Below are 24,903 nucleotides of genomic sequence, written 5' to 3' on the forward strand. Positions count from 1 at the left end.
GCTGGCGTGCGCGGATTCCGCCTCGGACGGAGGGAGCCCCGGCCATGCACGTGGTGCCCGGCCAACGGCGAGAACGACCGAAGGACGAAACCGACGACGAGGCGGTGGCGGCGGTGACCGCCCGCTCGTTGCACTTCTCCGTCCGCACCGTGGAGGCGGCTGTGCCGGCCGCCCGCCGCGAGGTTGCCGCCCAGCTCGGACTGTGGGGCCTTGGGCCCGGGGCCGCCGTGGTGGAAACGGCCGTGCTCGCGGTCAGCGAGCTGGTCACCAACACCGTTCGTCACGCCGCCGAAGCCTCGGCCCGGGCGGACATCCACCTCGGCATGGACCGTCGGCACCTGATGGTCGCGGTCCACGACCGCGACCCGCGCATGCCCCGCCGCCGGCAGATCCCGCACCTCGACGGCAGCGGCGGCTGGGGCCTGCACCTGGTGGAGGCCCTGGCCGCCGAAGCGGGAGGAAGAACCAGCACCCCCCGCGACCCGGACGGCGGCGGAAAGACCGTCACGATCCTGCTGCCGCTGTAAACCGCTCGTCGGCGGGCCGCGGCATGTTCCCGCAGAGGCGTCGCCGCTCGCCGAGCCGCACCACTTCTTCCCCACCCTGTGGTGCGGCAGGCGCCATCGCACCCCGTGGCGCCCCGGGGAGGCCGGTCCACGGGCCGGACCTCCCCCTCTGACTGCCCAGCATCTTCCTGCACTTGGAGGCCCTGGTGTCACCCCTGCCCGTAGCCGCCCCCGCGGTGACAGCCCCGCACGCGCTCACCGTCCGGCCCGCCGGCCCGCTCGGCGGCGTCGTGACGGTGGACGGCTCGAAGAACGCCTGCCTGGCCCTGCTGGCTGCCGCCGCAGCCACAGGAAGGCACGTGAAGCTGGACAACGTCCCCGCCAGTGCGGACGTCCAGCTGATGCTGGGCCTGCTCCAGCAGTGCGGCTTCCGCATCTCCTACCCGGTCGGCGAGAGGGGGAGCCTGATCCTTTGGCCCGGCACCCCGAGCCCGGCACACCCCGAATTGCCGCACGCCGCTTTCATCCGGGCCTCCTACTACCTCGTCCCTGCCCTGCTGTCCCGGTACGGCTCGGCGGTGCTGCCGTGGCCTGGCGGCTGCCTCATCGGCGAGCGGGGCATGGGCGAGCACTTCCGCGTCTACGAAACCTTCGGCGACAGCGTGCACAGCGACGACCGGCATTACCGCGTCACCGCCTCCGGCCGCCGGCTCGGGCAGGTCCGCCTCGACCTGCCCTTCCGCTCCCGCGGCGCGACGATCGCCGCCGTCCTGCGGGCCGTCGTGGCCGACTGCCGGCTGACGCTCGGCAACCCGAACCTCTCACCCGAGACCACCACGGTCCTGGCCGCCCTCCAGGAAGGCGGCTGGGACATCCACGCGAGCAACGAGAAGATCGCCCTTGCCCCGCCGCCGCAGTCTGCGGGCCACGGCCTCAGCTGGTGGGTGCCCGGCGACAAAGTCGAGGCCGGCACGCTGGCCTGTGCCCTCGCCGCCACCGGCGGCACCGGGCGGATCGAGGGCCTGCACGGCCCGGACCTCCGGCTGCTGGCCGACTTACTGAACCAGGCCGGCATCCCGGTCACCGTCGCCCCCGACGCGGTCACCGTGCACCCCGGCTCCCAGCGAGGCGGCCGCCCACTGCGGGCGATCGCCTCCCTCGCACCGGACGGCCTGGACGCCGACTTCGAACCCGCCCTGATGGCCCTGGCCTTGTCCCTGCCGGGCACCCACCTGTTCGGCGACTCCATCAACCCCGGCCGCCACACCAACCTCCTGCCCCAACTCGGCCGGCTCGGAGCCCGCATCGACGCCCTCTCGCCCACCCAGTGCCGCCTGACCGGCCCCCAGCGGCTGACCGGCGCCACGGTCGAGGCCACCGACATCCGCACCGGCTCCGCCCTGCTGATCGCCGCCCTGAGCGCCCGCGGCACGACCACCCTCACCGGCCTGGACCAGCTCCGGCGCGGACACGCCGACCTCCCCGGCAAACTCCGCGCCCTGGGCGCCGACCTCACCGAGCTGGCCCGGTGACCGGCACCCGGGTGCTGGAGCGGATCGTGGCCACCACCGACTTCCACTCCGCCATCGACCAGGCCACCGGCATGCTCGACCACCTGAACCAGGTGCGGTCCACCTCGCTGATCGCGGACTGCGGCGACTTCTTCGAGGGCAGCGGCTACTTCCGCCTCGGCGGCGGCACCATCGAGCGGACGCTGCTGGCCGGCCTGTATGACGTGATCGCTCCCGGCAACCACGGCTGGCCCCACCACTTCGAGCCCGAACCCCACTCCCTGACCGTCTGCGCGAACGCCGTCGACGAGGCCACCGGGCGGCACCTGTTCGACCGTCTGCGGATCTTCCGCATAGGGGGCAGGCGGGTCGCGGTCACCGCCGTCATCGGTCTCGACGCCTTCGGCGACATCCCCGCCCGCCAACGGCAAGGGCACCGGGCGACCGACCCAGTACGGGCCCTGCGGGAGGTGCTGCTGGCCCACCACCACGAGACTGACGCCTGGATGCTGCTGTCGCACTCCGGTTTCGAGGCCGATCTGGCCCTGGCGGCCGAGTGCCCGTTCCTGGACATCATCTTCGCCGGGCATTGCCACAGCGACCACTACGCGCCCGAGCCGGTCGGCGACACCCTCGTGGTCAAAGGCGGTGAGCTCGGCGTCGGGTATGCGCTGGCCGAGCCGGTCGGCGCCGGCTGGGCCGCCCACACCTGCACCTTCCCCACCCGCCACGCGACCTGGCCGAAAGCCCTCGCGGCCGCCGCCCAGCAGGCCGCGTCCCTGCGGGAGAAGCTGAACGCCCCGCTGGGATTCACCGCCGAGTCCTACCGCGGCACCGTGCCCGACCGCCACCACGTCCTGACGGAAGTCGCCGCCCGGCTCCGCTCCGGCCTGGGAGCCGACGCCGTCATCCTCAACGACACCGTGCTGCGGCCCCAGAAGCTGGGCATGGTCCTGACCTTCGGCGACCTGCTGGCCATCGAGCCGTTCTCCAACCAGCTCGTGCACGCCCGCATCCCCGACACCCACCGAGGCGACGCCGCCAGCCTGGTCGCCTACCTGAGCGAGCGCGTCGGCCCGCTGGTCACCGCCCCCGACCCGCTGCCCGCAGGGCTGACCGGCGTGCTGACCACCGGCTTCCTCGCCGAGAACTTCCTCGGCGGCCGGACCCACCAGGCCGGCATCTCCCTCGGCCAGGCCGTCCGCCACGTCCTGACCAGCCACGACCCCGTGAGCGAAGGAAGGCACCCGCGATGATCCTCACCGGACCCGAGATCACGGCCGCCGCCCTGGACGGACGGCTGCGGATCGACCCCTTCGCCCCCGAGCAGGTCAACCCCAACAGCTACAACGTCCGCCTCGGCAACCGCCTCGCCGTATACACCTCCCCGGTCATCGACGCCCACCACCCCAACCCCACGACCACCCACACCATCGGCAGCGACGGATACGTCCTCACGCCCGGCGAGCTCTACCTCGGCCACACCTTCGAGCAGGTCGGCTCCAACGTCTTCGTCCCCCTGCTGTTCGGCCGCTCCTCTGTCGGCAGGCTCGGCCTGTTCGTCGAGATCACCGCCCCCATCGGCGACATCGGCTTCCACGGCCAGTGGACCCTTCAGCTCACCCCCGTCCGCCCCCTGCGGGTGTATCCGGGCATGGAGATCGGGCAGATCATGTTCTTCGTCGCCACCGGCCCTGTCGACCTGTACGCGGGCAAGTACCAGGGCTCCCTCGGCCCCCAGCCCTCCCGGGCCTGGCAGGACCTCATCCCACAGGCGGCGGCCTCATGATCCTCACCAAAGCGGCCATCACCGCGGCCATCGCCACCGGCGAGATCAGCATCGACCCCTTCGACCCCGGCCGGCTCTCCCCGAACGCCTACGACTGGCGCCTGGGCGAGACCTTACGGATCTGCGACGGCCACCTCGACGCCGCCCGCCCCACCACCTTCACAGAGACCACCATCCCCGGCAGCGGCACCGTCCTCGAGCCCGGCGTGCTCTACCTCGGGGTGACGTACGAGAAGACGGGTTCGGAGACGTACGCGCAGATGCTCAACGGCGACCGCACCACGGGCAGTCTGGGCATCTGGGTGCACGTCTCCGCACCCCTGGGACACGTCGGGCACGCCATCCGCTGGACGCTGGAGATCCGCGCCACCAAGCCCGTACGCGTCTACCCGCGGATGACCTTCGGCAAGCTCATCTTCCTCGCCACCGCCGGCGACCGGGCCAGCTACCAGCACACCGGGGGCAAGTACGCGGCCACTGAGGGCATCGACATCTCCCGCCTCTACACCGAGCTCGCCGGAGACCCCCGATGACCCCCGTCGGCGGCCCGCTGGTCGCCACCGCCCTCGACCTGCCCGCCGGCAGCCCCGGTGGAAGCGTCGAACTCTTTCTCGACCTCTACACCGGCCCCAAGCCCCTCATCCCGGCCCGGCCCTTCATGCTCGCCCCCACCGGCCGCCGACCCCGCCAGCCCGCAGGGCTCGAACTGCTGCCGGTGGTCGGCAAGTGCCTGGACGGCCCGGCCTTCCACCGCTACATCGCCGCCCTCGGCCGGGCCCTGTCCGAGACGATCGACCCCGAACAGGTCGGTGTCCTGCACTTGCAGCACCTCACCTTCGGCGCCACCCCCGCGCTCCTGCGAGCCCTGCCCGACCGACCGAGCATCGCGCTCGTGCACGGCACCGACCTGCTCTTTGCCGCCGCCCACCGCCACCAGCACCAGATCCTGACCGACACCACACGGCTCGCCGACGCCATCGTCGTGCCCACAGCGGCCATGGCCGACCGGCTCCTGCAGATCGCCCCGACCACCGACCGCACCAAGATCCACCACATCCCCTGGGGCATCCCCGACCAGCTCCTCGCCCGGCCGCCCCGCCACACAGCCCGCCCCGCGGGCGGGCCCTTCCGGCTCCTGTACGCCGGACGGCTCACGCCGGAGAAGGGGGCGGACAACCTGCTGCGGGCCCTGGCCGCCGTCGCTGGCGTCGAGCTGAGCATCGCCGCCCCGAACGACCAGTTCCACACCCTCACCCCCACCCTGCGGACCTCCGGGGTAAAGATCCGCTACCTGGGCTGGCTCCGCCGCCCCCAGCTGTGGAGAACCTTCACCGACCACGACCTGCTCGTCATGCCCTCCACCACCCTGGAAGCCATGGGCCTGGTCGCCCTGGAGGCCCAGGCATGCGGCCTTCCCGTGATCTACCAGCCCGTCCCCGGCCTGGCGGAAGCCCTCGCCGCCTCCGGCACCGCGACCGACTTCACCCGCCCCGCCGTCCTCGCCCGCGATATCGACCGGCTCCGCACCACCCCCGGCCTGCTGCCCGCCCTCCGGCAGGCCGGACGGAGCAACGCAGCCCGCTACCCCCTCAGCGCCACCGCCAACGCCCTGACCGAACTCGGCCACCGGATCAGCTGACGCACCACACCACCTTCACCAGCCGGGCCCGCCCACGTCACTACGCTGACGGGCGGGCCCGCACACGATCACCGGAGATGCTCATGGCAGACAGCACCGAGACGATCAAGCAGCTCGTGGCGGACGGCGTCCGCGCCAAGGTCTACCCCGGCGCCGTCTGGGCCACCGGCAACGCCGCAGGCATCCAGTCCGGCGGCACCGCCGGCGTCCTCGACCCCGCCCAGCCGGACGTCGTCATGCGGCCGGACACGGTCTTCGACGTCGCCAGCCTCACCAAGATCCTCGCCGTGTGGTCCGCCATCGGCACCCTCTGGGAAGACGGCACCCTCCCGCTGGACGAGCCCCTCGACGGGTTCTGGACCGAGGTCAGCGGGCATCCGCTCGGCCAGGTCACCGCCCGCCAGATGCTGACCCACACCGCCGGTGTCCCGCTGCGGGCCCAGCTCAAGAACCTCTACGGCACCGACCCGGCCGCCATCCGGGCCGGCGTCCTCCACGAAGCCCTGCACCGGCCGCCGGGAGAGGCCGTCGAGTACACCGACCGGGCCGCACTCATCCTCGGCTACCTCGCCGAACACATCTCCGGCCAGAGCCTCGACCAGCTCGCCCACAGCCGCATCTGGCAGCCGCTCGGCATGACCCACACCCACTTCGGCCCTCTCCCGCCCGAGACGGCCGTGCGCTGTGCCCCTACCGAACTCGACGAGGACACCGGCCGCCACCTCAAAGGCGTCGCCCACGACTTCTCCGCCCGCCTCCTCGGCGGCGTCTGCGGCATCGCCGGAGTCTTCTCCGTCCTCGACGACCTCGCCCGCTTCCTGCGGTACATGCTCGACCCCGCCACAGCCCCCACACAGCCCGGGTTCGGCCCGAACTGGGTCGAGGAGTCCCTGACTGTCCACACCGGGACCTTGGAGCCCGCTCGCGGGCTCTTCTGGCATCCGGCCCCCGGCACTAACCCTGCCGACCGCACCTACGTCCACTACGGCTTCACCGGCACCGGCATGTGGATCTCCCCTAAGCAGGGCACCTGGGCCGTGCTGCTGACGAACAAGCTGTACTACACGCGCGACCGTCAGCGTCTTACCGAGATCCGCAACAGCTACCGTGAAATGATCTTCGGCTGAAGCTGTCGAAGCTGGAGTCTGGATTACCGACCTCCGCGGGCCACGTGAGTCGGCGAGCCTGGCATGGCGCACGTGGTCGACTGCTGCCTGGAGCTCTGGCGTACCTTCCGGCATATGAGTGAGCACCGAGTCGTCAACAACAGGGTGGACGGTCACGTCAAGGAGTCCGTGTTCCAAGCGGGATCCATGTTCGTGTCGGCCCCTTCCAAAACAGTCAACAACGTGATCAGGCATGTTCGTTCGTTGAATATCGTGGCGATGCTGTATCGGATGCTGTCGTCTCTCGCGGCCTTAGCGGCTGCCGGAGGAGCTGTCCATGGTGAGAGACCACTCGGCGAAGCGGCCACCGCATGCGAGGCACTGGCGCTGCCGTCCGGTTGGACGGCGCTCGCCGCAGGCTGGATCAATGGACGGGTCGACCTGGTCGGAGGAGTGGCGCTGGTATCTCTTGGGGCCAGTCTGCTGGCATTGCCCAAGCTGAGGGAGATGGGCTGGGATCTCGGACAGACGATGGAGTGGCGCGGGCCGGCGACAGCGGTGCTTTCCTTCGCGATCTTGGTGCAGTGCGGCTACACATGGAAAGCGCTACCACTGGTAGTGCTCCTCTCTGCCGTCGGCCTCCTGGTGCTCAGCGGGCGTGAGCATCGGAGACTCAGGTCGGATCATGTGACGGTGGCCGTAGGCGGCATCGTGCTTGCGGTGGGCTTCGCTCCTGTCTACGTGCTCGCCTTGCTCCTCGGCCGGGACGCGGGCGTTGCACCGTATCCGCCTGCTGATATGTGAGACAGAGCCCAGCGGAGACCAGCGAGGGAGAGAGCTGCCGATGAGCCGCATCCGAAAGTCGGTTCTCAAAATGGCTTCCCAACAGGGCCGGGCCCAGAACCAAGTCAGAACGTAGCTATCGGCGCTGATGGTGCTGCTCGGCGGGTCTTACCGTCGTCACTGCGGGCTGGGACACGGCCTGCTGGGCGGAGGCCGAGGTCATCAAGGTCGAGCGCCGGCGGGCTGCCTCCGCGCGGCGGTTGGGTACGGGATGGCGGGCGGTGTGCCGGATGCGGGTGATCAGGACGCGGGCTGGCTGGCGGGCGGTGGTCAGTTCGCGCTGAGCGGCGGCTTCCTTGAGGAGCTGGTGGGGCTTGTGGCCGCTGGCCTCGGCGTCGGCCAGGACGGCGGCGAGGGCCGGCCAGCCGGGGTCGGCGAGGATCCGCTCGGCGTGCTCGGGGACAGCTGCTCGTACGTCGCTGGCGAGCACGAGGCGGGTCTCCTTTCTGGGTGGGCGGGCTTGGAGGTCAGCGAGCAGCGGAGTCAGTGCGCGGTCGGCGGCAGCCTGGAGATGCTGTGCGGCCTGACGGGCGGCGTCGGCTTGGTGGGCGTGGCTCTTTGCCTCATGCCAGCGTTCGGCAACGATCGCAGCCCAGACGAGGGCTGCCAGAAGGACGGCGAGTGCGCTGCCGTCCGGTCCGGTCGCGGTGTTGGCGACGTCACGTGCCGCGTTGCGGAGGGCCCAGGCTGCTCGGTCGTCAGCCCGGATCCGGGAACGCTGGGCTCGGACGAACGCCTTCGAGGCAGCCTGAAGCTCGGCGTGCAGGCTGGTGGGGGCTGTCTGGGCGGTGGCCTCAAGGAGTTCGCCGAGGGCGGTGATGTGGGCCTGGGCGCGGGTGTCGTCGGTGAGGTCGGAGTGGAAGACGTCGAGCGCGTCGGTGGCCTGATGCCATGGTGTGTCCGGGTGGTTGCGGCGGGCGGTGGGATGCTCTTCGGGGCGGGCGGATGCGAGTCGGGCCCTGAGCTTGGGCAGGGAGAGGTCGGGCGCGATCTTCCCTCCGGGGTGAAAGATCTGCTCGCCGTCCTTGTCGAGGTCGCCGGGACGGCCGACGGCATACCCGAGAAGGTCACCTGACGGGCCGCGCCGGGCTTTGACCTCGATGCCGTCGGCTTCGAGGTAGGCGAGGAGTTCCTCGGCGTCCTTGGCGTGGGGGATCGCGGCGCGGATGCGGTCCTGCAGCCACTCGCGGCTGGTCTGTTCCCAGCCGAGGCGCTCGGCCTTGTGCATCTCGGCCTGGGTGGGGCGGCGGGTACCGGTGCGGTCGCCCTTCTTCAGGCGGCGCAGGCCGTAGTCCTTTTCGATCTGTCGGCACTCGTCGCCGACGCGGATACCGCTGTGGTGGAGTCTGGGGCGGCGGCCGTCTTCGCGGACGGTGGTGGCGAGGATGTGGATGTGGTCGTCGGCGTGGCGTACGGCGATCCAGCGGCAGGCGAGGTCGTCACCGGCGGGGGCGATACCGGCGGCCTGGACGATGCGCTGCGCGATCTCTCCCCATTCGGCGTCGGAGAGGTACCGGTCTTCGGGTGCGGCGCGGACGGGGCAGTGCCAGATGTGGTCGTTGATCTTCTTGCCGAACTCACTGTTGCGAAGGCGTACGGGCTCGTCGAGGTAGCGGGCCAGCTCGGTGAGAGTGGCGTTCTCGTCGCGGCCGGGGTCAGGCATGCCGAGCATGGCGAATCCGGCCACGATGTGCGGGTCGAGGTGTTCGTCGTGCCGGCCGGGACCGTAGAGGTAGGCGAGCAGGCCACGGGTGTTGGAGCCGGTCGGCTTTATGGCGGCGATCACGCGGCCAGATCCTCCGTCGGTTCGGCGGGCTGCCGCAGGGCCTCGGCGATCACGGTGAGCAGCTGGTGGAGTTCATCAAGGTGCCGGCGGAGGTCGGGTGGGGTGAGGTCACTGTTGAGAGCCCGGGCGATCTGGTTGACGTTGACGCCGATGCGGTTGAGCTGGCGCAGGACCTGGGCGCGGAAGACGTGGGTGCGGCGGCGGTCCTCGGACAGCGGGAGATTGGCTGTGAACCGGCCGGTGATGAAGGCGAGGACGACGTCGGCGGCAAAGCCGGATTCGCCCTTGTAGCCATGCTCGGCGGCGGTCTCTTTGAGCAGGATCATCTCGTCGGTGACGAACTGCAGGGGGCCGACGCGCTTGTCGCGCTTGGTGCCGGTGAAGCGGCGGATGGTGGGCTGGACGCTCTTCATGGTGGGCTCGCCGGCGGCGGTCACGGCGGAGGAGCGCACGGGGCGAAGGACGGCTTGCTGGACGGCGTGGAGCATGTCCGGGTCGGGGCTGCCTTCGGCCCCGCCCTCGTGGTCCGGCGCCCCCTGGCGCTGGGCCGTCTCCGCCACCCCTGGGGCGGAGATCCCCGAAGGCCGGCCTGGAGTCGGACTCGGGGTACTACTGGCTCCGCCAGGAGCAGCCTGTCCGAAGGCGCGGCGCAAACGCCCCATCAGCTTACGGGGCGTCGTCGGCGGCAGAGTCTCGTCGGGGGCATCTCCAGCGTAGGGGTGGTCATGTGACACGGGAGTGGATCTCCAGAATGAGGGGCGGGCAAAGCAGGCAGGCTGTGATGGAAGGTCTGCCGAGGGGGGTGACGCCGTCTCGTCCACAGCTGTGGACGAGAGCGCGGTGGGCGGGCAAGCGACCGGTTGACCGGTGACCGGAAGGGTTCCGGTCACCGGTCGGTGGTCGGGTCAGGCAGTGGCCGGACCGGTGTCCGCGTTGGCTTCGAAGTCAGGCCGGAGGATGGCCATCACCTCGGTCAGCCGTTTGCTGCTGACCGCGAGCCCCTTGTCGTCTATGGCCTTTCGGACGACGGCACGCGTGAGTTTCCCTTTCTCGGCTGCGGCGATCCGGCCGATTTCAGCAAGCTCATCGACCGTGGCGGCGGCTGGACGGCCGCCGCGCGGCGTGTCCTCCGGAGCCTGCATCGGTGACTCCAGCGGGTCGGGATCCGGCCGCTGGACGGATGCGGTTGCGGCCAGCTCGGGCGTCGCGGCCGGTGCTTTCCGCGCTGGGATGCCATCCGGTTCCCTGCCAGCCGGTACGCCGACCGGGTGCTCGACGAGTTGGTGGATCTGCCGCATCAGGACGCCGAAGGCCAGTAGTGCGGCGGTTGGGGGGACTGCGGCGACCACGTAATCGAGCAGTGGCACGGTGCGGGCGGGCCCTGTACCGCTGACCCCAGCCACATTGAGCGCGATGGACCCGACGGATCCGGTGGCCGTAAGGGCGATGGCCCATCCGTCAGTGACCTGACGCAGGCCGGCACGGAGCATGAGCAGCTCTCCGGCCACGATGAAGGCGTCCAGTGTCGCCGGCCAGGCCCAGCGACGCATGGGCGAAGCGCCCAGCCCGTGCTGTGCCGCGACCTCGGCCAGGTGTGCGTAAGACAGCCAGAACCCGCCAGCGGTGAGGGCCACGATGACGAGTCCGGCCGCGACGAACGCGTACCGCTCGGCCGAGTGCTTGGCCGTTGCCTGCTGTCCCACACAAGGCCGGCCGCCTGCCAGGTGGTGGTGCTGTGAGGTGGATGTGGAGAGGGTGGTCAAGCGGAATACTCCTGCGATGGCGGTGTGGTCCGTCTTTGCCGTCTTGGCCGTTGAAAGCGCAGGTCAGGCTGGGTACGGCAGTGGCCTTGGCCTCCCGTCCCGGCGGGCGCTGCCAGCGTCTTCGAATCTGCTGCGCGGGGCTCCGGCTGTTCGTGGTTGCCTGGGTCCCGATCTGGGACCGCTCTTTGCCCGGGACGGCGCAACCTGCTCCTCCCGTCCCGGCTGGCGAGGCTGTGACCTGCGGGGATACGGCAGAGACGCTGAGGACGGCACAAGACGGATGTGGGCGACGTCCCTTCAGTCAGGACGACAGTCCTGATCGTGTTGCCGTCTTGCCCCCGGTTGCCGTCTTGCTCACGCGCCGTTGACCTGCGGGATTACGGCAGGGACGGCAAGAACGGCAACCGGGGCGGGGCGGAGCTCAGTCCTCGCTGCGGGTGGTGCCGGCGTCGACCGGGTGGACGGTCGGGCAGTATCGCCGCCACGCGTCGAGGAACTTGTTGCGCGTGTAGCCCTTGCGCTGGGTGCCATCGGCGAGACGTACGTTGCCGGGCCTGATGTCGAAGTCGCGCAGCATCGCACCGAGGTCGCGCGGGCTCAGGCCGTTGCGTCCCCACTCCGCCCAAGGGCTCTCCAGGTCTTGGCGCAGATGGTGAAGGAGTTCCTCGGTGGAGAGGCTGTCGACCTCGCGCTGGGCGACGAAGACCCGGCGGATGTCGGCCAGGATCCGCGCTCCGCTGGGATGGTCCTCCTCGGTCGCCGCTTCGGCCGCGACCATCTGGGCGCAGGCCGCTCGGGCCAGGCGGGGCCAGGGCCCTGCGGCGAGGTCGGCGACTATCACCAGGGGTTCCCATGTGTCGGCGGCCCGGTCCTCGACCGGCATCGCCGGTTCCAGGTCGGCGGCCTCGTCGAGGAGCGGCCTGGCCCATGCGGCGATGCGCTTGCGCAGGTCGTGGAGGGCTGGGGTGTCGCGGCGGGACCGGAACGGTTTGACGCTCTCACCCTCGGCCCGGCGTCGCATGCGGATCACCACGGCCCGATCCATGATCGTGTCGGGTAGGTCGCCGATCCCGGCCAGGGCAGCCATGGCGAAGGTGGCGAACTTGTGCGGTGTGTGGTCGTTGCCGACGACACGGGTGACGTACCGGTTGCGCTGATGGCCGGCGTTGAGCAGGCCGCGCATCTCCTCGTTCTTCTCCGCCATCTTCGGGGTGCCGAAAATGGTGTCCGCCTCGTCCACCAGCAGGGTGGGCGGCTCATCGGTGATCGACCGGAAGACCGCCGCAGGTGTGGTGTTGACCGTGAGCATCGGCTCGTGAACCGTCTCGGTCAGCACGTCCAGCAGCCGCGACTTACCGCACCGCTTCGCCGGCCCCACCACCGCCAGACGCGGAGCGTGCTGCCATGCGGGCTGCAGATGTGTCGCCGCCACCCACAGCGTGACCGCGTTCAGAGCCTCCGGGGAGGGCAGGATCACGAACTTGGCGATATGAGCCCGCAGCTCGTCGAGCAGTGCCGAGCCGGCGGTCGGCGCTGGATCAGGTGCCGCCGTCTCGGCGGGCTGATCCGCCGAAACGGCGGCCGGCGCGCCACTGTTGGCGGACGCAGGGGCTTCTCCGGTGTGATGGCCGGGCCGGCCAGGGATGGCTACCGGCGGCCATGAAGGCTTGTCGTGTGCGGAATAGGGCTCGGTTCCCGTATGTTCCACGGGGCAGTTCCTCGTCTGGCGGTTGCGGGCTTGCGCGCCCTTGCCGCCGGGTTCGTTCACGCGTGCAGGGGAGTTGTCGGGGCCTCCGGCGTTGCGCCGCCGGGGGCCCTTCCTCTTCTCGCGGGCGTTTGGCCGCGGCGAGGGACCACGGACAGTACGTCCACGCCCCGCCACAGTCCAGCAATTCTGTGTCAGCTCAGCGCAGAACCGTTCGCTATGCGCCCGCACGGTCATGCGGCCAGGCCGAGCAGGTCCAGCAGGTCGGCAGTCACGACTCGGTACGCCTTGCCCAGGCGCAGGACCTTGCACGGGTACTCGCCGCGCTTGGCCAGCGCGTAGCCCTTGCTCCGCCCCAGCCCCAGTGCTCGGTTGCCTGTGTCCAGGTCAACGGCGGCGGGCAGGGCCAGAAGCTCCTCCCGCGTCATGCCCTTCGGCTGGTCGGTGATCTCGTTGTCGCGCACGCGGCGCTCCCTCCATGACTGAGCCCTCGGCGAACGCGCCCATCACGTCCGTCTCCAGGCGTGAGATCCACTGTGGCCAGAGCTACTGTGTCGGTATGACACAGACCTGGCGTGATGATGGAACCGAGGACGACGTGCCGGAGTGGGTGGACCAGGTCATGGCCACCGTGGCCGCCGAAGTGAGGCGCCGGAGGAAGGAGCTGCGCATGAGCGCCCAGGACCTGGCCGATGCCTGCGAAGAGATCGGCTATCCGATCCCGCGCAACGTGATCGCCAACATGGAGTCCGGCCGGCGCGCCACCCTGCCCCTGGTCGAGGTCCTCGTCCTGGCCGAAGCCCTGCGCACCTATCCGGTCTGCCTGCTCTACCCCGTCGGCTATGTGGACAGGGTCCAGCGTCTTCCCTTTCGAGCCTCCGAGCCGACCTGGGATGCCATGCGCTGGTTCACCGGTGACAAGGAAGGCTTTGGCGTGGAGGACAGCATGCTCCGCGCCTTCCGCGCCCACGTCAGCCACCAGCGCGCGGCCCTGGCGGCCCTGAAGGCCGAGAAGCACGAGCGCTGGAAAGCCGAGACGGCACCCAACCAGGCCGAACGCGAGGAAGCCGCCCTTGCCCAAGCCGATTACGCCGAAAGGGCCGTGCAGGCCAAGTACCGGCTCCGCAGCGCCCGCGCCTTCATCCGCGAGGACGGCGGCACGCCACCGCCCCTCCCGCCCGAACTCGCCGACGTCGACCCTCCCGTCGACAGCACCACCGAGGAGAACGATCTTTGAAGGGTTCCACCCACCGCCGCTGCTACTGTCGCGATCCCAAGACCGGCAAGCCGCTGGGCAAGAAGTGCCCCAAGCTCTCCAGCCGCAAGCACGGCTCCTACTCCATACGCCAGGAGCTCCCGCTTCGCGAGGACGGCACTCGGCGCTCTTTCAGCCGCGCCGGCTACGAGTCCCTGAAGGCCGCCCAAGCGGACCTCGACCATGTTCGGGCGCTGCTCGGCCTCGCTGACGCCTACGACGTCGAGGGGCTGGCTCAAATCGCCGAGCTGCTGGAGAAGGTGGCCGACGAGAAGGCGCCACTGCCTGACATCGAGGCGACACGCAAGCGCTTGAGCCACGGCCTCGACCTGACGAGCCGTCTCACGGTCGGCGAGTGGCTCGACATGTGGCTGGCCGGAAAGAAGGGGCGCCAGAGCGCCATCAGCCGCGACGAGAGCAATATCCGGGTGCACCTGAAACCGAGGATCGGGCATTTGCGGCTCGACCGGCTCCGGGTCACCCATCTGTCGGAGATGTTCGAGGCCATCGCCGAGGCCAACGTCGAGATCGCCGAGGGTAACGCCGCGCGTCGCAAGGCGTTCGAGGATCTCGCCCAGATCCCTTGGAAGGGGCGCGAGAACCGCGCCCGCCGCAAGGCGATGAAGGCGGCTATCGAGGAGATGGAGCCCTACCGCCGCATCGTGGGCCCGGCCACGCGGCAGCGTGTCCGCTCCACCCTGCGTGCCGCGCTCAACGCTGCGATCGCCCAGCAGCTCATCACCTTCAACCCGGCGGCCCACGTAGAGCTGGAAGCGGGCAAGCGGCCCAAGGCTCTCGTGTGGTCCGAGGAGCGCATCCTTCAATGGAAGCGCACGGGCGAAAAGCCGTCACCGGTGATGGTGTGGACCCCGGAGCACACCGGCCTCTTTCTCGACCACGTCGCGGACGACCGGCTGTACGCGCTCTTCCACCTGATCGCGTTCCGCGGACTGCGGCGCGGTGAGGCGTGCGGGCAGAAGTGGACCGATACCGACTTGGACGCCGGACTCATCACCGTCGCCAAGCAGCTCGTGGTGAACGGCTGGGAGGTCTACGAGGACGACCCCAAGACCGATGCCGGCGCGCGGACCATCGCGCTGGACTCCGACACGGTGCGGGCCCTCAAGCGGCACCGCGCCCAGCAGGACAAGGACCGCGAGCAGTGGGGGAGCGCCTGGGTCGAGACCGGACGCGTCTTCACCCGTGAGAACGGGGAACTGCTCCACCCCGCCAACGTCACGCGGCGGTTCATCGAGCTCTACGAGGAGATCGGCCTCCCACCGATCCGGCTCCACGACCTCCGCCACGGCGCGGCCACGCTGGCCCACGCGGCCGGAGCCGATCTGAAGGACATCCAGGAGATGCTCGGCCACTCCTCGATCACCATCACGGCCGACACGTACACGAGCCTGCTCCCCGAGGCGGATCGGGCGATCGCTGAGGCCGCAGCCCGGCTCGTGCCGCGTGCACGCGCAGCCTCCGAGAACATCGCTCCGGAAGCCGCGCCCGAGCGCGACGGTGCCGAGGATCACGGTCCCGAGTCCGTGCCGGATGGTGCTGATCCTCTGGGAGATATCCGGGAGATCAACTCCCCGTCCGCTCACGCACCGCTCACGCAAACGGCCCCGGACGAGGAGTCCGAGGCCGAATAGAGCGCCTCCCTGGGGAGAAACCCCAGGTCAGCGCGCACTGCAGTGTGCCCCCGGGCAGATTCGAACTGCCGACACCCGCTTTAGGAGAGCGGTGCTCTATCCCCTGAGCTACGGAGGCGGGGCTTGCTGGATTCCTTGATGAAAACCCTGGTGGATCTTCGTGGGGGATCAGCTCGCTCCTCGACCGCCGCGCGTGGTGCGTGCAGGGCGGTCGAGGACAGGTTAGCGGATGGTAGGAGACCGGCGCTGGTGGGTGTGGGTCCAGGTGCCGGTCAGGGCTGCTGGGGTGCGGGGTCTTCTTGGTGTCGGGCGGCGCTGGTGGCGTTCTGGGCGAGGAGGAAGCCGAGCATGACCAGGCTCTGGGCTTCGGCGCCGAAGGCGATGAGGCGGCCGTTCCAGAGGTGGCGGTCGAACTGGGCGAAGACGGATTCGGCGTCGTCGCGGTGGGAGTAGATCTCGTCGTGGGTCGTGGTGTTCGGGGGGATGGGGACGAGGTGCTCGGCGCGGTGGAACTTGCGCTCCACGTCGCTTTGTCCCGGTGGGCGTTCGCCGGGGGTGGTGGTGATGCCGACGGGTTCGCGGTGATGGTGCGGGCCGTAGCGGCAGGGAACGGTGATCTGGTGGTACCAGCGGTGGGTGCGTTCGCCGCGGCGTTGGAGGCGGGCGATGGGCAGGGGAGTGAGGGTGCTGGTGCCGTCGTCGCGGTAGGTGCGTTCGGTGACGCGGCCGCCGTCGGCCCACAGTTCGTGGCGGCAGCGGGAGTAGCCGAGGGTGTGCAGGGGGACGGGAGTCAGACCGTCGTGCTGCTTGTTGATCAGGTGTCGGCCGCGGCGGTGGAGGGTGTCGCGGTGGGTGCCGCGGCAGGCGCCGTCGTAGACGAGGCCCAGGCACCCGGCGGCGTCGGGGTGGTCGAGGATTTCGGTGGCGGCTTCGATGGCGGCGGCCGCTTCACCGCCGGGGTGGTGGTGGGGCACGTGCCGGTAGGAGATCAGGACGCGACGCAGGTATCCGGTGTGGCGGGCGGAGAAGACAACGAACTTGGTGCCGCGTACGGGGCGGCCGCCGCCCTCGGTCTGGGACCAAGCGGCGGGGTCGACGCGGCGCCTGCGGATCTCGCCGGTGGCTTCGTCGACGGTGTAGGGGGTGGTGGCGAGGGTGGGAGCCTTGGCGACGGTGCCGTCGCCGACCAGGAGCTGATGGCGCTCCGGGTGGCTCCAGCTGCGGGGTGCGCCGGGTGGGAGCAGTCCTTGGCGGAGGGCCTGCTTGAGGGCGAGGTCGCGGTAGGCGGCATTGAGGTCGTCGAGGCGGGGGATGAGAAGCGTGCGCTGGGCGTGCTGCCAGTGGTTGCGGCTGGGGCCCAGCTCGGGAAGGCGGGCGGCTTCGTCTGCGCCGAGGTGTTCTGCGATGCCCTTTTTGATCTCGGTCCAGATGCCGGGGTGCTGCAGGTGGCCGGCGGTGCCGCGGGCGGAGCCGTGGACGCCGCGGACGGCGAGGAAGAGCAGGTAGACGTAGGGCGGGTAGTGCGCCTTGCGCCCTCCTCGGTTGCGGGGGCGCTCGTCATTGAGGACGTGAGCGAGGGTGTAGAGATCGCTGAAGCGGGCGCAGTCGGTGATGCGCTGCGGGAAGGTGCGCCGGTCCGCTTCGCGGGCCCGGCGCTTGCGGCAGGGGCGTTCGGCCGGTGGCAGGGGGTTGCCGAAGAGGTCGTCGGGCATGGTCAGATCGCCTTTTCTCGCGTGTGGGGTGCGGTGGGTGGTCGCCAGTGGTGGCCGATGACAGCGGCGGCGCGGTCGAGGGAGGAGAGCCCGAGCAGGAGGGCTGCGTCCTCGATGCGGCCGGTGCGGGCGTGGAGGTTCCAGGCGGCGTAGGCAGTGACGGAGGCGGGGCGGACGGTGGGGTCGGCGGCCAGCCCGATGCGGCGCAGGAGGTCGCCGAGCGCGACGCAGGAGCGTGCTTGCAGCTGCTCATCGCTCCCTGTCCGGGAGGACACCGCGAGTTTCAGACCGGCCGGGTGCGTGCCCGGGGGTGCTTGGGCACGCACGTGCATGGCGCGTGCGGCCAGGACCCGCAGTTCCCAGGGCCCCAGGGGACACCAGCGGGGTGCGCTCTTGGACGAGCCGTGCATCCACACGCGGGCGCGGGGGATGTCGAGGTCGGTGAGGCGGGTGTGTCCGATCTCGCCGGTGTGGCCGCCGGAGAGGGCGAGGGCCGCAGCCGCGGCGTGCCTCGTCGGCCGGTCGGTGAACTCGGCGGCGTGCCGCAGGGCGATGGCCTCGTCCTCAGTGAGCGGCCGCGCCTGTCCGCGCGTACGGACCGGCAGGGTCAGTGCCCAGGTGGGGTCGTGGCCGCACAGTCCCAGTTCGCGGGCGGTGCGGAAGAACATCCGCAGCACGCTGCGGCGCAGGTGCCGGGTGGCCGGCGCCGCCTCGCCGGTGGCGCCGTGGCGGGTGCGGCCGGGGGCATCGATGAACGCCGAGGCCAGTTGCTCGGTCACCTCGGTGAGCAGGACCGTCTCGCGGGCCGTGGCATAGCGCTGGAAGCGGGCCAGGAGCAGGGCGAACTTCTCCAGGCTCTGCCGGGACATCTCACCCCGCCTGGCCATGGTCGCCCAGGCAGTCAGGACCTCGCCGACCGCGGCGTCCACGGCAACCTCAGCCACGGCCCGCCGCCGGACGGTACTGCGGTGGGGCCGGCACATGCCGGACAGGCGAAGGCCTGCCCACACAAAAACGGTGCATACATACACCGTGAGTGGGGTGGGGGCGTTCGGCCACCGCAGGCGGCCGAACCAGTGATCGCGATGGTGCGGGGCGGGTGGGACCGGGGTGTCAGCTCGTGGTGATCTCCAGGGGGTGAATGCGGGTCGGGCTGCCGGGTTGACGGACGGGGAGGTACAGGGCCGACGGGTGTAGTCGTGGCTGTGGTGGGATGGTCACGTGGATGGCAGGGGAGTCGAACCCCTCGCGCGCAGGTTCTACAGGCCGGGCGCGGGCACCAGCCGCCACCCCACGGGCGCCGGGCCGGCCTTCTTCGGGCCGGTCCGGCGCCCCCTTGGCGGGGCGTGGTCTCAAACGGGTGTGGCAGGAACGGTGTTGAGGGCCTCGATGCTCTGGGCGAGGCCGTTGAGGAGCCTGGCGAACTGCTCGTCGGGTAGCTCCCGGAGCTGGTCCATAGTCAGCCCCATGACCAGCGCCTCCCCGCCCCCTTTGGCCTCTTCCTGCCGGCCTCCACCTCTGGCGTCGCCGCCGGGCGCGCTGGCGTCCTGGGCGCTGTCCGCCGCGGAGGCGTCGTCGGCCGGGGGGAGGCTGACATGCAGGCGCTCATCGCGGTGGACGACCAGCGCGATGGCGAGCCACTCGACGAGGTAGATCCCGCGGCGCTTCTTGCCCCGTAGCCCCTGTTGCAGAAGCCGGGCCACCTCCTCCTGTGGCAGGGGGCCGTCCGCCAGGATCCGCACGGCCTCCCGGGCCGCCCAGTGGTCCTGGTAGAGACGGTTCAGCACCAGCCGGGCCCGCGCGGAGTCCGTGTCCCACAACGTGGCGAACTCCCGTCCGGCGGGCGTCGCCCGGTACTGGCCGAGGCCGCCCTCGGCCAGGCCCGTGCCGACCAGGTAGCCCAAAGTGCCCGTGACCGAGTCGGCATAGCGGCCCATGTGCCGGGCGAGATCGGCGTTCCTCACCGGCCGCGCCTCTTCGCCCGTCAGATCGGCGAGTGCGCACAGAACCTGGATCTGTTGTTTCACCTGGAGCCGGTCGGTCGGCAGGACCCGCTCCTGCGGCCAGATACCGCTCATCGCTGGCCCCCGGTCGGGCAGATGCGGTACGGCAAGGGCCGGGCGCGATTAACCCGTGGGAGGGAATCACACAGTCGCATGGTGAACCAATCCCGCGCCCGTACAGGCGCGTTGAGAACGGAGGGCTCACCGGGCGGTGCGGATCTGTGCCTACACTGCCGGTGGTGAGCCCATTCGCGGGCATACCTCAGCGAGGCCGCCGACGGGGTCCAAGCCACGGCGGCCTTCGCGTTTTCTTATGGTTCCGGGGCGGCCCGGGCACTCCTTTCGACATCGGAGATCTGCCACCAGCCGGGCTCGACATGCACGATGCGGCCCTGCCTTTTCAACCGTGTCAGTTCGGGGCTGACCGTGCTGTGGTCCGCATGCTTCCTGACGCTCTGTACGTGCGCGACGATTTCGTGAGTGGCGGCCTTCTCCCGCGCCGCCAGGAAACCGAGGATCGCTTCCACCGTTGTCGGGCCCTTTTCGTCTCGTGGCGCCCGGCTCTCTTCGTCCTTCCCGTCGGCCTTGTCGGCCGGTGAAGGCGTGAGGGCTTCCAGGCGCTGCTCGAGTACGCGCAGGGCGCTGAGGCTGGCTTCGGTCCGCAGCCTGGCTCCGGCAGCGTTACGCTTCGCGGCCTCCAGCTCGGCCTGCGCGCGGCACAGCCGGTTGTTGTCCTCCTCCAGCAACTGCTGCAACTGCCCGATCAGTCCTGCCACATACTCCCGGTGCAGCACCGCGCACCTCCCCTCGTCGACGCGTGCCGAAGAGTATGCGACCACGCATCCGCAGTCAGCCTGCTCCGCAGGGAAAATCGCAGGTCAGTCACAAGAGAAGGTGATCAAAGTTCCCCCGTTCGAGGTGCGTGGCCCGCACGGTGGACACTGCCGGGTTGCAAGCTCGCCCGAGGCCGTCTCTTTGCCGGCGCAGCGGGTTGTGCAAGCGTGGACCGCCGGTACTCTGGCCGCGGTGCCCGACTCGTCACGCAGTCCGCCCCGATTCTTTCGACCGAAGACGACAGTAATGCGCGGAGCAGCTGATCTTGTCGGGGTTAGATCACGCGAGCGACATCGTTGTCGCCCTTGGCGCGCAGGTGATCAGGCTGTTTCGCCTGACCGTCGACGAGGCGAGGCGGGGCCTGCTGGAGCGGCTGGACCGAGGGGAGAAGGGGGTGCCTCTATGTCCTTCGTCAAGGCATCCCTGTCGGGTTTGGGGTGGTTCGGGCCTGCTGGGGTCATGCGGCGAGCTCGACGTCCGCGGGCGTGCGGGATTCGTAGAAGGTGCCGTCGCGGAGCATGGCGAACAGGACGCTGATGCGCTGGCGGGCGAGGCGGAGGAGGGCCTGGGTGTGGGTCTTGCCGCGGGCGCGCTGCTTGTCGTAGTAGGTGCGGGAGGCCGGGTCGGCGTTCATGCAGGCGAAGGCGGAGAGGAACATGGCGCGTTTGAGCTGCCGGTTTCCTCCTCGTGGTGCGTGTTCGCCGTGGACCGAGGTCCCGGACTGTTTGGTGGTGGGGGCGAGGCCGGCGTAGGAGGCGAGGTGGGCGGCGGTGGGGAAGCCGGTGCCGTCGCCGACGGTGACCAGCAGGACGGCGGCGGTCCTGACGCCGACGCCGGGCATCGACGTCAGGACCGGGGAAAGAGGGTGGGCCTCCAGCAGGGTGTTGATCTGGGTTTCCAGGGCCCGGCGTTGAGTGTGGACGGCGGCCAGGGAGGCGGCCAGGGTGGGGATCACGATGTCGAGGGTGCCGGTGCCCGGGACGACGACGGTCTGCTCGTCCAGGGCGGTGAAGACGTCGTCGATGAGCCGTGCGGCCATGCGCGGGGCCTTGGGGCGGATCACCTCCACCAGTCGGCGGCGTCCGGCCTTGCGCAGGGCTGCGGGAGAGCCGTAACGCTCCAGGAGCCAGGTGACGGCCTGATGGTCGAGACGTGGGCCGAGGACGCGCTCCAGGCTGGGGTGGAACTGGGTGAGCAGGCCGCGGAGCCGGTTGCTGGTGCGGGTGGCTTCGGCGGCGAGGTCCTGGTCGAAGCCGACGAGGACGGTGAGTTCGGCGGTGATCTCGTCGGTGAGTTCGAGGGAGCGCAGGGTGTGGGGCATGGTGCGGGCGGCGTCCGCGATGACCGCGGCGTCCTTGGCGTCGGTCTTCGCCTCGCCGGGGTAGAGGTCCGCGATGCGGCGCATGGCCAGTCCGGGCAGGTAGGCGACCTTGCAGCCGGCGTCGCGGGCGACGGTCAGCGGGAGGGCGCCGATGGAGGCGGGCTGGTCCACGATCACCAGGACGGTGCCGAACTTTGCCGCGAGCTTGTCGAAGGTGGCCCGCAGTTTCGGCTCGCTGTTGGGCAGAGGCTTGTCGAAGACCTTCTTGCCGGCCGGGGTCAGCCCATGGCCGTGGTGAGCGGTCTTGCCGACGTCCAGGCCGAGGAACACGCCCACGTCTTCGGTGTCGAACATCGCGCCCTTCCAGGAACGTTGCCGGTGCCGGCCTCGGCGTCGGTGTCGTACGCGCGCATCCACGTTATGCAGACCTGCCGCCCACGAACGGCCTGGCGTTGCACCAGGCCAGGCTGGCTGCGACGGCGTTCAGCGGCTCCACGGTGACGGCTTCCACTGGCCCCGACTTGTGAAGGGACGGCCTGCCGTGGGCCCACGCCGTCAGTGCCCCGAGCTGGAGCAACTCCTGGGTGGGGCCAGCCCAAGCCGTTATCGATCTTCACGAAGTGGGACCACGGGAAGCCGTCACCGTGGAGCCGCTGAATGCCGTCACAGTCACCAGGCGGTAGTCGGACCTCTTATCAGCGTCTCCGACGGCACCTCCCGGGCCCGGTGACACCACCCCCAGGTCATCGACTTCGACAGGGGGCAACAGTCATGCCGGGCCCGGAGGCCAGCGGCCCTCTTGCAGGACCGCGAAAAACATAACGGGGCGGCGGAGAAGGGGGTGCGCCTTACTTTGCGGCGCGGGGCGGGTGGACGTTGGCCGGGCCCGCCGTCCTGTCGAACCAGACGGTCCAGCGGCGCATCAGCGCGGTCAGTTGCCGGTGCTCCTCCGGGGTGTAGACGTCGAGGAGGCTGCCCTCCCGCTCCATGAGCTCCCTGAGGGCCCGGTCGGCGAGCCTCTTGCCGGCCGGGGTCAGGGCGACGACGGTGCGTCGCTTGTCGACGGGGTCCACGACGCGCCGGACCAGCCCGGCGGCCTTGACGCGTTCGAGGCGCTGGCTGATCGCGCCGGCCGTCACGAGGCTGGCGCGTTGCAACGTGCCAGCCGACAGGCGGTACGGGGGGCCGGACCGGAGGAGCGCGGATATGACGTCGAGGGTGGGGAAGTCGGTGCCGAGTTCCGCGAGAACCAGTGCGCGATGGCGTTCCAGCCGGCGGGCGAGCTCCAGCACGCGGCCGATCACGCCGATCGACGAGACGTCCAAGTCGGGCAGTTCGGCTGCCCAGGCGGACTGGATGTCATCCACATGGTCCCTCAAGGTCAGCCCCTTCTCTCCCGTGCGCCTGGGCACACCTTAGTCAGGCCGACAGGCCCCCGTGGCCGCGCATCCATTCGTCGAGGAAGAGCGCGGTCTCCATGCTGTTCCGCCTCAACTGGGTGTTGAAGTAGCCCTCGGGCTGCCGCAGGAGCCGGGACAGGCCCGTGGCGTCCACCACGTCGAAGGCGGGGGACGACCGCCGCTCCAGCAGTGACCGGACGCGGGTGCGCAGGTCCTTCTCGTACAGCAGGTCGGCCGTGGTGGGGTACGGGCTCTTCCTGCGGTCGAGCACCGACCGCGGGAGCAGGTCGGCGGCGGCCTGCTTGAGCAGCCCCTTGGGCTCTCCGCCCGGGGCCTTGATGTGCCACGGGGTGTTGTAGACGTACTCCACCAGCCGGTGGTCACAGAAGGGGACCCGCACCTCCAGGCCCGCCGCCATGCTCAGCCTGTCCTTGCGGTCGAGCAGGACGGGGAGCCAGCGCGTGAGGTTGAGGTGGGAGATCTCCCGCATCCGGCGCTCGTGGGCGTCGTCCTCCGGCAGGTGCTCCACACCGTCGATCGCCTGCCGGTAGCTGTCGGCCCGGTGCTCGTCGAAGCGGGTGGCCGCGCGGAAGCCGGGTGCGAGGAGGTCGGGGGTGATCAGCTGCATGCGGCTGAGCCAGGGAAACCGGTCGGCGGCGATGGCGGCCGGATCGTGGAACCACAGGTAGCCGCCGAACACCTCGTCGGCCGACTCGCCGGACAGCGCCACCGTCGAGTGCTGTCGGATGCCCCGGAAGAGCAGGTGCAATGAGGTGTCCACGTCGCCAAAGGTGAGCGGGAGGTCATGGGCGCGCAGCACGGACCGGCGTGCATCGTCGTCCATGAGCTCGTGCGCCGCGAGCTCGATGACGCGGTGCTCGGTGCCCAGGTGCCGGGCCACTTCGAGGGCGTACGGGCTGTCCCGCTCGGGACGGAACTCGCTCGCGCGGAAGTCGGTGTCCGCGCCGACGAAGTCCACGGCGAAGGACCGGACGGGTTCGCCGCCGGAGCGGGCCTCGGCGGCGGACGCGAGGGCCGTGAGCACGCTGGAGTCCAGGCCGCCGGAGAGCAGGGAGCACAGCGGGACATCGGCGACCAGCTGCCGGCGCACGGTGTCCTCCAGCAGCTCCCGTACGGTGCGCGCCGCGGTGTCGAGGTCGTCGCCGTGGGGCTGCCGGGTGAGCTGCCAGTAGCGTCGCGAACGCAGTCCGTTCCGGTCGTATGTGACCACGTGTCCCGGCGGCACCTCTTCCATTCCCCGGAAGGGGGTCATTCCGGGGGATTTGATCAGTCCCAGCATGTCCGCGAGGCCGGTCGGGTCGACGGCCGCCGAGAACTCGGGGTGGGCCAGGATCGCCTTGGGCTCGGACCCGAAGAGCACCCCGCCGCCGAGCCTCGCGACATAGACGGGCTTGATGCCGAGCCGGTCGCGCACGAGCAGCAGCCGCTCCGCCCTTCCGTCCCAGAGCGCGAAGCCGAACATGCCGTTCAGCCGCTCCACGAAATCCGGGCCCCACTGAAGGTAGGCGCGCAGCACCACCTCGGTGTCGGACCGCGTGCGGAAGGTGTGCCCGTGGGAACGCAACTGCTCCCTGAGTTCCGGGAAGTTGTACACCTCGCCGCTGTAGCTCAACACCACTTCCGAGCCGCCGCCGAGCGGCTCGCTCATCGGCTGCCGTCCGCCCTCGAGGTCGATGATGGACAGGCGCCGGTGTCCCAGAACGGCATGTGTGCCGACGTTCATTCCCGAGGCGTCAGGGCCGCGGCAGGCCATCGTCCGTACCATCGCCTCCGCGCCGTCGGCCTCCTGGGTGAGGTCGCGTCCGAGGTCGGCCCATCCTGCGATTCCGCACATACGCAAAGCTCCGACAGGTAATTCGAACCGGGTTAGGTGAACTAGGTCTGCACAGTGCGTATGTGGGCGTTTCGTCCGGCCCCTGGGTGCGCCGTGCGACTCGGTGGATGGTACCTCAAATGGCTGGCAAGAGAGGAGAGTTATAGGCCACGTGGCGTGAACTGGCCCGAACAAAGTGTGGGTTGAATCTATACGCTTAAGCGCTATAGTTCCCTGGTCGGGA

At 70.2% G+C, this 24,903-nt stretch carries 22 protein-coding genes and 1 tRNA gene; 10 read left to right on the plus strand and 13 right to left on the minus strand.

The genetic code is table 11. From position 1 onward, the window contains the following. The first annotated feature begins 44 nt into the window (after window positions 1-44). The 8 genes from AC230_RS26320 to AC230_RS26355 all read left to right on the plus strand — a co-directional run bounded on the left by AC230_RS26320 (window position 45) and on the right by AC230_RS26355 (window position 7,355). A complete protein-coding gene (locus tag AC230_RS26320) occupies window positions 45-527 on the plus strand; it encodes an ATP-binding protein (RefSeq protein ID WP_157868665.1) in 483 nt (160 codons plus the stop codon). A gap of 215 nt (window positions 528-742) precedes the next feature. Then, window positions 743-2,038: a UDP-N-acetylglucosamine 1-carboxyvinyltransferase gene (locus tag AC230_RS26325; RefSeq protein WP_078871600.1), complete on the plus strand. Its 1,296-nt coding sequence runs from the start codon at window positions 743-745 to the stop codon at window positions 2,036-2,038. Then, window positions 2,035-3,273: a bifunctional UDP-sugar hydrolase/5'-nucleotidase gene (locus tag AC230_RS26330; RefSeq protein WP_049718766.1), complete on the plus strand. Its 1,239-nt coding sequence runs from the start codon at window positions 2,035-2,037 to the stop codon at window positions 3,271-3,273. The genes AC230_RS26325 and AC230_RS26330 overlap by 4 nt, the downstream gene beginning before the upstream one ends. Continuing rightward, window positions 3,270-3,806, plus strand: coding sequence for a dCTP deaminase (dcd, locus tag AC230_RS26335; protein WP_049718767.1), 537 nt, complete (start codon window positions 3,270-3,272; stop codon window positions 3,804-3,806). Before AC230_RS26330 ends, dcd begins: the two co-directional genes overlap by 4 nt. Beyond that, the gene (locus AC230_RS26340) at window positions 3,803-4,339 is read left to right on the plus strand and encodes a dCTP deaminase (protein WP_049718768.1); all 537 of its coding nucleotides are present in this window, start codon (window positions 3,803-3,805) and stop codon (window positions 4,337-4,339) included. Before dcd ends, AC230_RS26340 begins: the two co-directional genes overlap by 4 nt. Beyond that, window positions 4,336-5,445, plus strand: coding sequence for a glycosyltransferase family 4 protein (locus tag AC230_RS26345; protein WP_049718769.1), 1,110 nt, complete (start codon window positions 4,336-4,338; stop codon window positions 5,443-5,445). The genes AC230_RS26340 and AC230_RS26345 overlap by 4 nt, the downstream gene beginning before the upstream one ends. Before the next feature lie 83 nt (window positions 5,446-5,528). Then, window positions 5,529-6,572 carry a serine hydrolase domain-containing protein gene (locus AC230_RS26350; RefSeq protein WP_049718770.1) on the plus strand — a complete coding sequence of 348 codons (1,044 nt, stop codon included), beginning with the start codon at window positions 5,529-5,531 and terminating at the stop codon, window positions 6,570-6,572. Window positions 6,573-6,686: 114 nt separating this feature from the next. Beyond that, on the plus strand, window positions 6,687-7,355 hold the full coding sequence (locus AC230_RS26355; RefSeq protein ID WP_049718930.1) for a hypothetical protein: 669 nt from the start codon (window positions 6,687-6,689) through the stop codon (window positions 7,353-7,355). Window positions 7,356-7,470: 115 nt separating this feature from the next. On the opposite strand, the gene AC230_RS26360 is transcribed toward AC230_RS26355, so the two are convergent. From AC230_RS26360 to AC230_RS26380, 5 genes are all read right to left on the minus strand, one after another. Beyond that, the gene (locus AC230_RS26360) at window positions 7,471-9,180 is read right to left on the minus strand and encodes a relaxase/mobilization nuclease domain-containing protein (protein WP_049718771.1); all 1,710 of its coding nucleotides are present in this window, start codon (window positions 9,178-9,180) and stop codon (window positions 7,471-7,473) included. Next, window positions 9,177-9,740 carry a MobC family plasmid mobilization relaxosome protein gene (locus AC230_RS26365; protein ID WP_049718772.1) on the minus strand — a complete coding sequence of 188 codons (564 nt, stop codon included), beginning with the start codon at window positions 9,738-9,740 and terminating at the stop codon, window positions 9,177-9,179. Before AC230_RS26365 ends, AC230_RS26360 begins: the two co-directional genes overlap by 4 nt. A gap of 345 nt (window positions 9,741-10,085) precedes the next feature. Beyond that, the gene (locus tag AC230_RS26370; RefSeq protein ID WP_049718773.1) at window positions 10,086-10,943 is read right to left on the minus strand and encodes a DUF2637 domain-containing protein; all 858 of its coding nucleotides are present in this window, start codon (window positions 10,941-10,943) and stop codon (window positions 10,086-10,088) included. A 421-nt stretch (window positions 10,944-11,364) separates the two neighbouring features. Further along, complete coding sequence (locus AC230_RS26375; protein WP_049718774.1) at window positions 11,365-12,651, minus strand: DUF3631 domain-containing protein; 1,287 nt, start codon at window positions 12,649-12,651, stop codon at window positions 11,365-11,367. Between the two features lie 230 nt (window positions 12,652-12,881). After that, window positions 12,882-13,076, minus strand: a complete 195-nt coding sequence (locus tag AC230_RS26380) for a hypothetical protein (protein WP_049718931.1) — start codon at window positions 13,074-13,076, stop codon at window positions 12,882-12,884. A gap of 131 nt (window positions 13,077-13,207) precedes the next feature. Between AC230_RS26380 and AC230_RS26385 the strand changes: the two genes are divergently transcribed. Together AC230_RS26385 and AC230_RS26390 are read left to right on the plus strand one after the other, a co-directional pair. Continuing rightward, complete coding sequence (locus tag AC230_RS26385; RefSeq protein WP_049718775.1) at window positions 13,208-13,885, plus strand: helix-turn-helix domain-containing protein; 678 nt, start codon at window positions 13,208-13,210, stop codon at window positions 13,883-13,885. Then, complete coding sequence (locus AC230_RS26390; RefSeq protein WP_049718776.1) at window positions 13,882-15,555, plus strand: site-specific integrase; 1,674 nt, start codon at window positions 13,882-13,884, stop codon at window positions 15,553-15,555. The genes AC230_RS26385 and AC230_RS26390 overlap by 4 nt, the downstream gene beginning before the upstream one ends. Window positions 15,556-15,600: 45 nt before the next feature. Here the strand turns inward: AC230_RS26390 and AC230_RS26395 are convergent. The 8 genes from AC230_RS26395 to asnB all read right to left on the minus strand — a co-directional run bounded on the left by AC230_RS26395 (window position 15,601) and on the right by asnB (window position 24,680). Next, window positions 15,601-15,673: transfer RNA gene (locus AC230_RS26395), tRNA-Arg, on the minus strand. 154 nt (window positions 15,674-15,827) lie between these two features. Next, window positions 15,828-17,267, minus strand: a complete 1,440-nt coding sequence (locus AC230_RS26400) for a hypothetical protein (RefSeq protein WP_049718777.1) — start codon at window positions 17,265-17,267, stop codon at window positions 15,828-15,830. A gap of 2 nt (window positions 17,268-17,269) precedes the next feature. Continuing rightward, entirely contained in the window at window positions 17,270-18,211 is a 942-nt protein-coding gene (locus tag AC230_RS26405; RefSeq protein WP_198535613.1) for a site-specific integrase, read from the minus strand. Between the two features lie 408 nt (window positions 18,212-18,619). Then, on the minus strand, window positions 18,620-19,345 hold the full coding sequence (locus tag AC230_RS26410) for a hypothetical protein (RefSeq protein WP_049718779.1): 726 nt from the start codon (window positions 19,343-19,345) through the stop codon (window positions 18,620-18,622). 236 nt (window positions 19,346-19,581) lie between these two features. Beyond that, window positions 19,582-20,064, minus strand: coding sequence for a hypothetical protein (locus AC230_RS26415; protein ID WP_049718780.1), 483 nt, complete (start codon window positions 20,062-20,064; stop codon window positions 19,582-19,584). A gap of 497 nt (window positions 20,065-20,561) precedes the next feature. Continuing rightward, on the minus strand, window positions 20,562-21,779 hold the full coding sequence (locus AC230_RS26420) for an IS110 family RNA-guided transposase (RefSeq protein ID WP_049718781.1): 1,218 nt from the start codon (window positions 21,777-21,779) through the stop codon (window positions 20,562-20,564). Between the two features lie 494 nt (window positions 21,780-22,273). Continuing rightward, on the minus strand, window positions 22,274-22,804 hold the full coding sequence (locus AC230_RS26425; protein ID WP_157868666.1) for a MarR family winged helix-turn-helix transcriptional regulator: 531 nt from the start codon (window positions 22,802-22,804) through the stop codon (window positions 22,274-22,276). A 40-nt stretch (window positions 22,805-22,844) separates the two neighbouring features. After that, complete coding sequence (asnB, locus tag AC230_RS26430; RefSeq protein WP_049718783.1) at window positions 22,845-24,680, minus strand: asparagine synthase (glutamine-hydrolyzing); 1,836 nt, start codon at window positions 24,678-24,680, stop codon at window positions 22,845-22,847. Window positions 24,681-24,903: the final 223 nt, after the last annotated feature.

It is taken from the genome of Streptomyces caatingaensis, assembly GCF_001187435.1.
Classification (GTDB): domain Bacteria; phylum Actinomycetota; class Actinomycetes; order Streptomycetales; family Streptomycetaceae; genus Streptomyces; species Streptomyces caatingaensis.

What these genes read in the sequence shown, in the direction of transcription:
- AC230_RS26400 (WP_049718777.1), bottom strand. Translation starts at nt 17,267, where the DNA reads ATGCCCGACGACCTCTTCGGCAACCCCCTGCCACCGGCCGAACGCCCC.
- AC230_RS26410 (WP_049718779.1), bottom strand. Translation starts at nt 19,345, where the DNA reads ATGAGCGGTATCTGGCCGCAGGAGCGGGTCCTGCCGACCGACCGGCTC.
- AC230_RS26340 (WP_049718768.1), top strand. Translation starts at nt 3,803, where the DNA reads ATGATCCTCACCAAAGCGGCCATCACCGCGGCCATCGCCACCGGCGAG.
- AC230_RS26345 (WP_049718769.1), top strand. Translation starts at nt 4,336, where the DNA reads ATGACCCCCGTCGGCGGCCCGCTGGTCGCCACCGCCCTCGACCTGCCC.
- AC230_RS26380 (WP_049718931.1), bottom strand. Translation starts at nt 13,076, where the DNA reads ATGACGCGGGAGGAGCTTCTGGCCCTGCCCGCCGCCGTTGACCTGGAC.
- dcd (WP_049718767.1), top strand. Translation starts at nt 3,270, where the DNA reads ATGATCCTCACCGGACCCGAGATCACGGCCGCCGCCCTGGACGGACGG.
- asnB (WP_049718783.1), bottom strand. Translation starts at nt 24,680, where the DNA reads ATGTGCGGAATCGCAGGATGGGCCGACCTCGGACGCGACCTCACCCAG.
- AC230_RS26355 (WP_049718930.1), top strand. Translation starts at nt 6,687, where the DNA reads ATGAGTGAGCACCGAGTCGTCAACAACAGGGTGGACGGTCACGTCAAG.
- AC230_RS26385 (WP_049718775.1), top strand. Translation starts at nt 13,208, where the DNA reads ATGACACAGACCTGGCGTGATGATGGAACCGAGGACGACGTGCCGGAG.
- AC230_RS26320 (WP_157868665.1), top strand. Translation starts at nt 45, where the DNA reads ATGCACGTGGTGCCCGGCCAACGGCGAGAACGACCGAAGGACGAAACC.
- AC230_RS26420 (WP_049718781.1), bottom strand. Translation starts at nt 21,779, where the DNA reads ATGTTCGACACCGAAGACGTGGGCGTGTTCCTCGGCCTGGACGTCGGC.
- AC230_RS26350 (WP_049718770.1), top strand. Translation starts at nt 5,529, where the DNA reads ATGGCAGACAGCACCGAGACGATCAAGCAGCTCGTGGCGGACGGCGTC.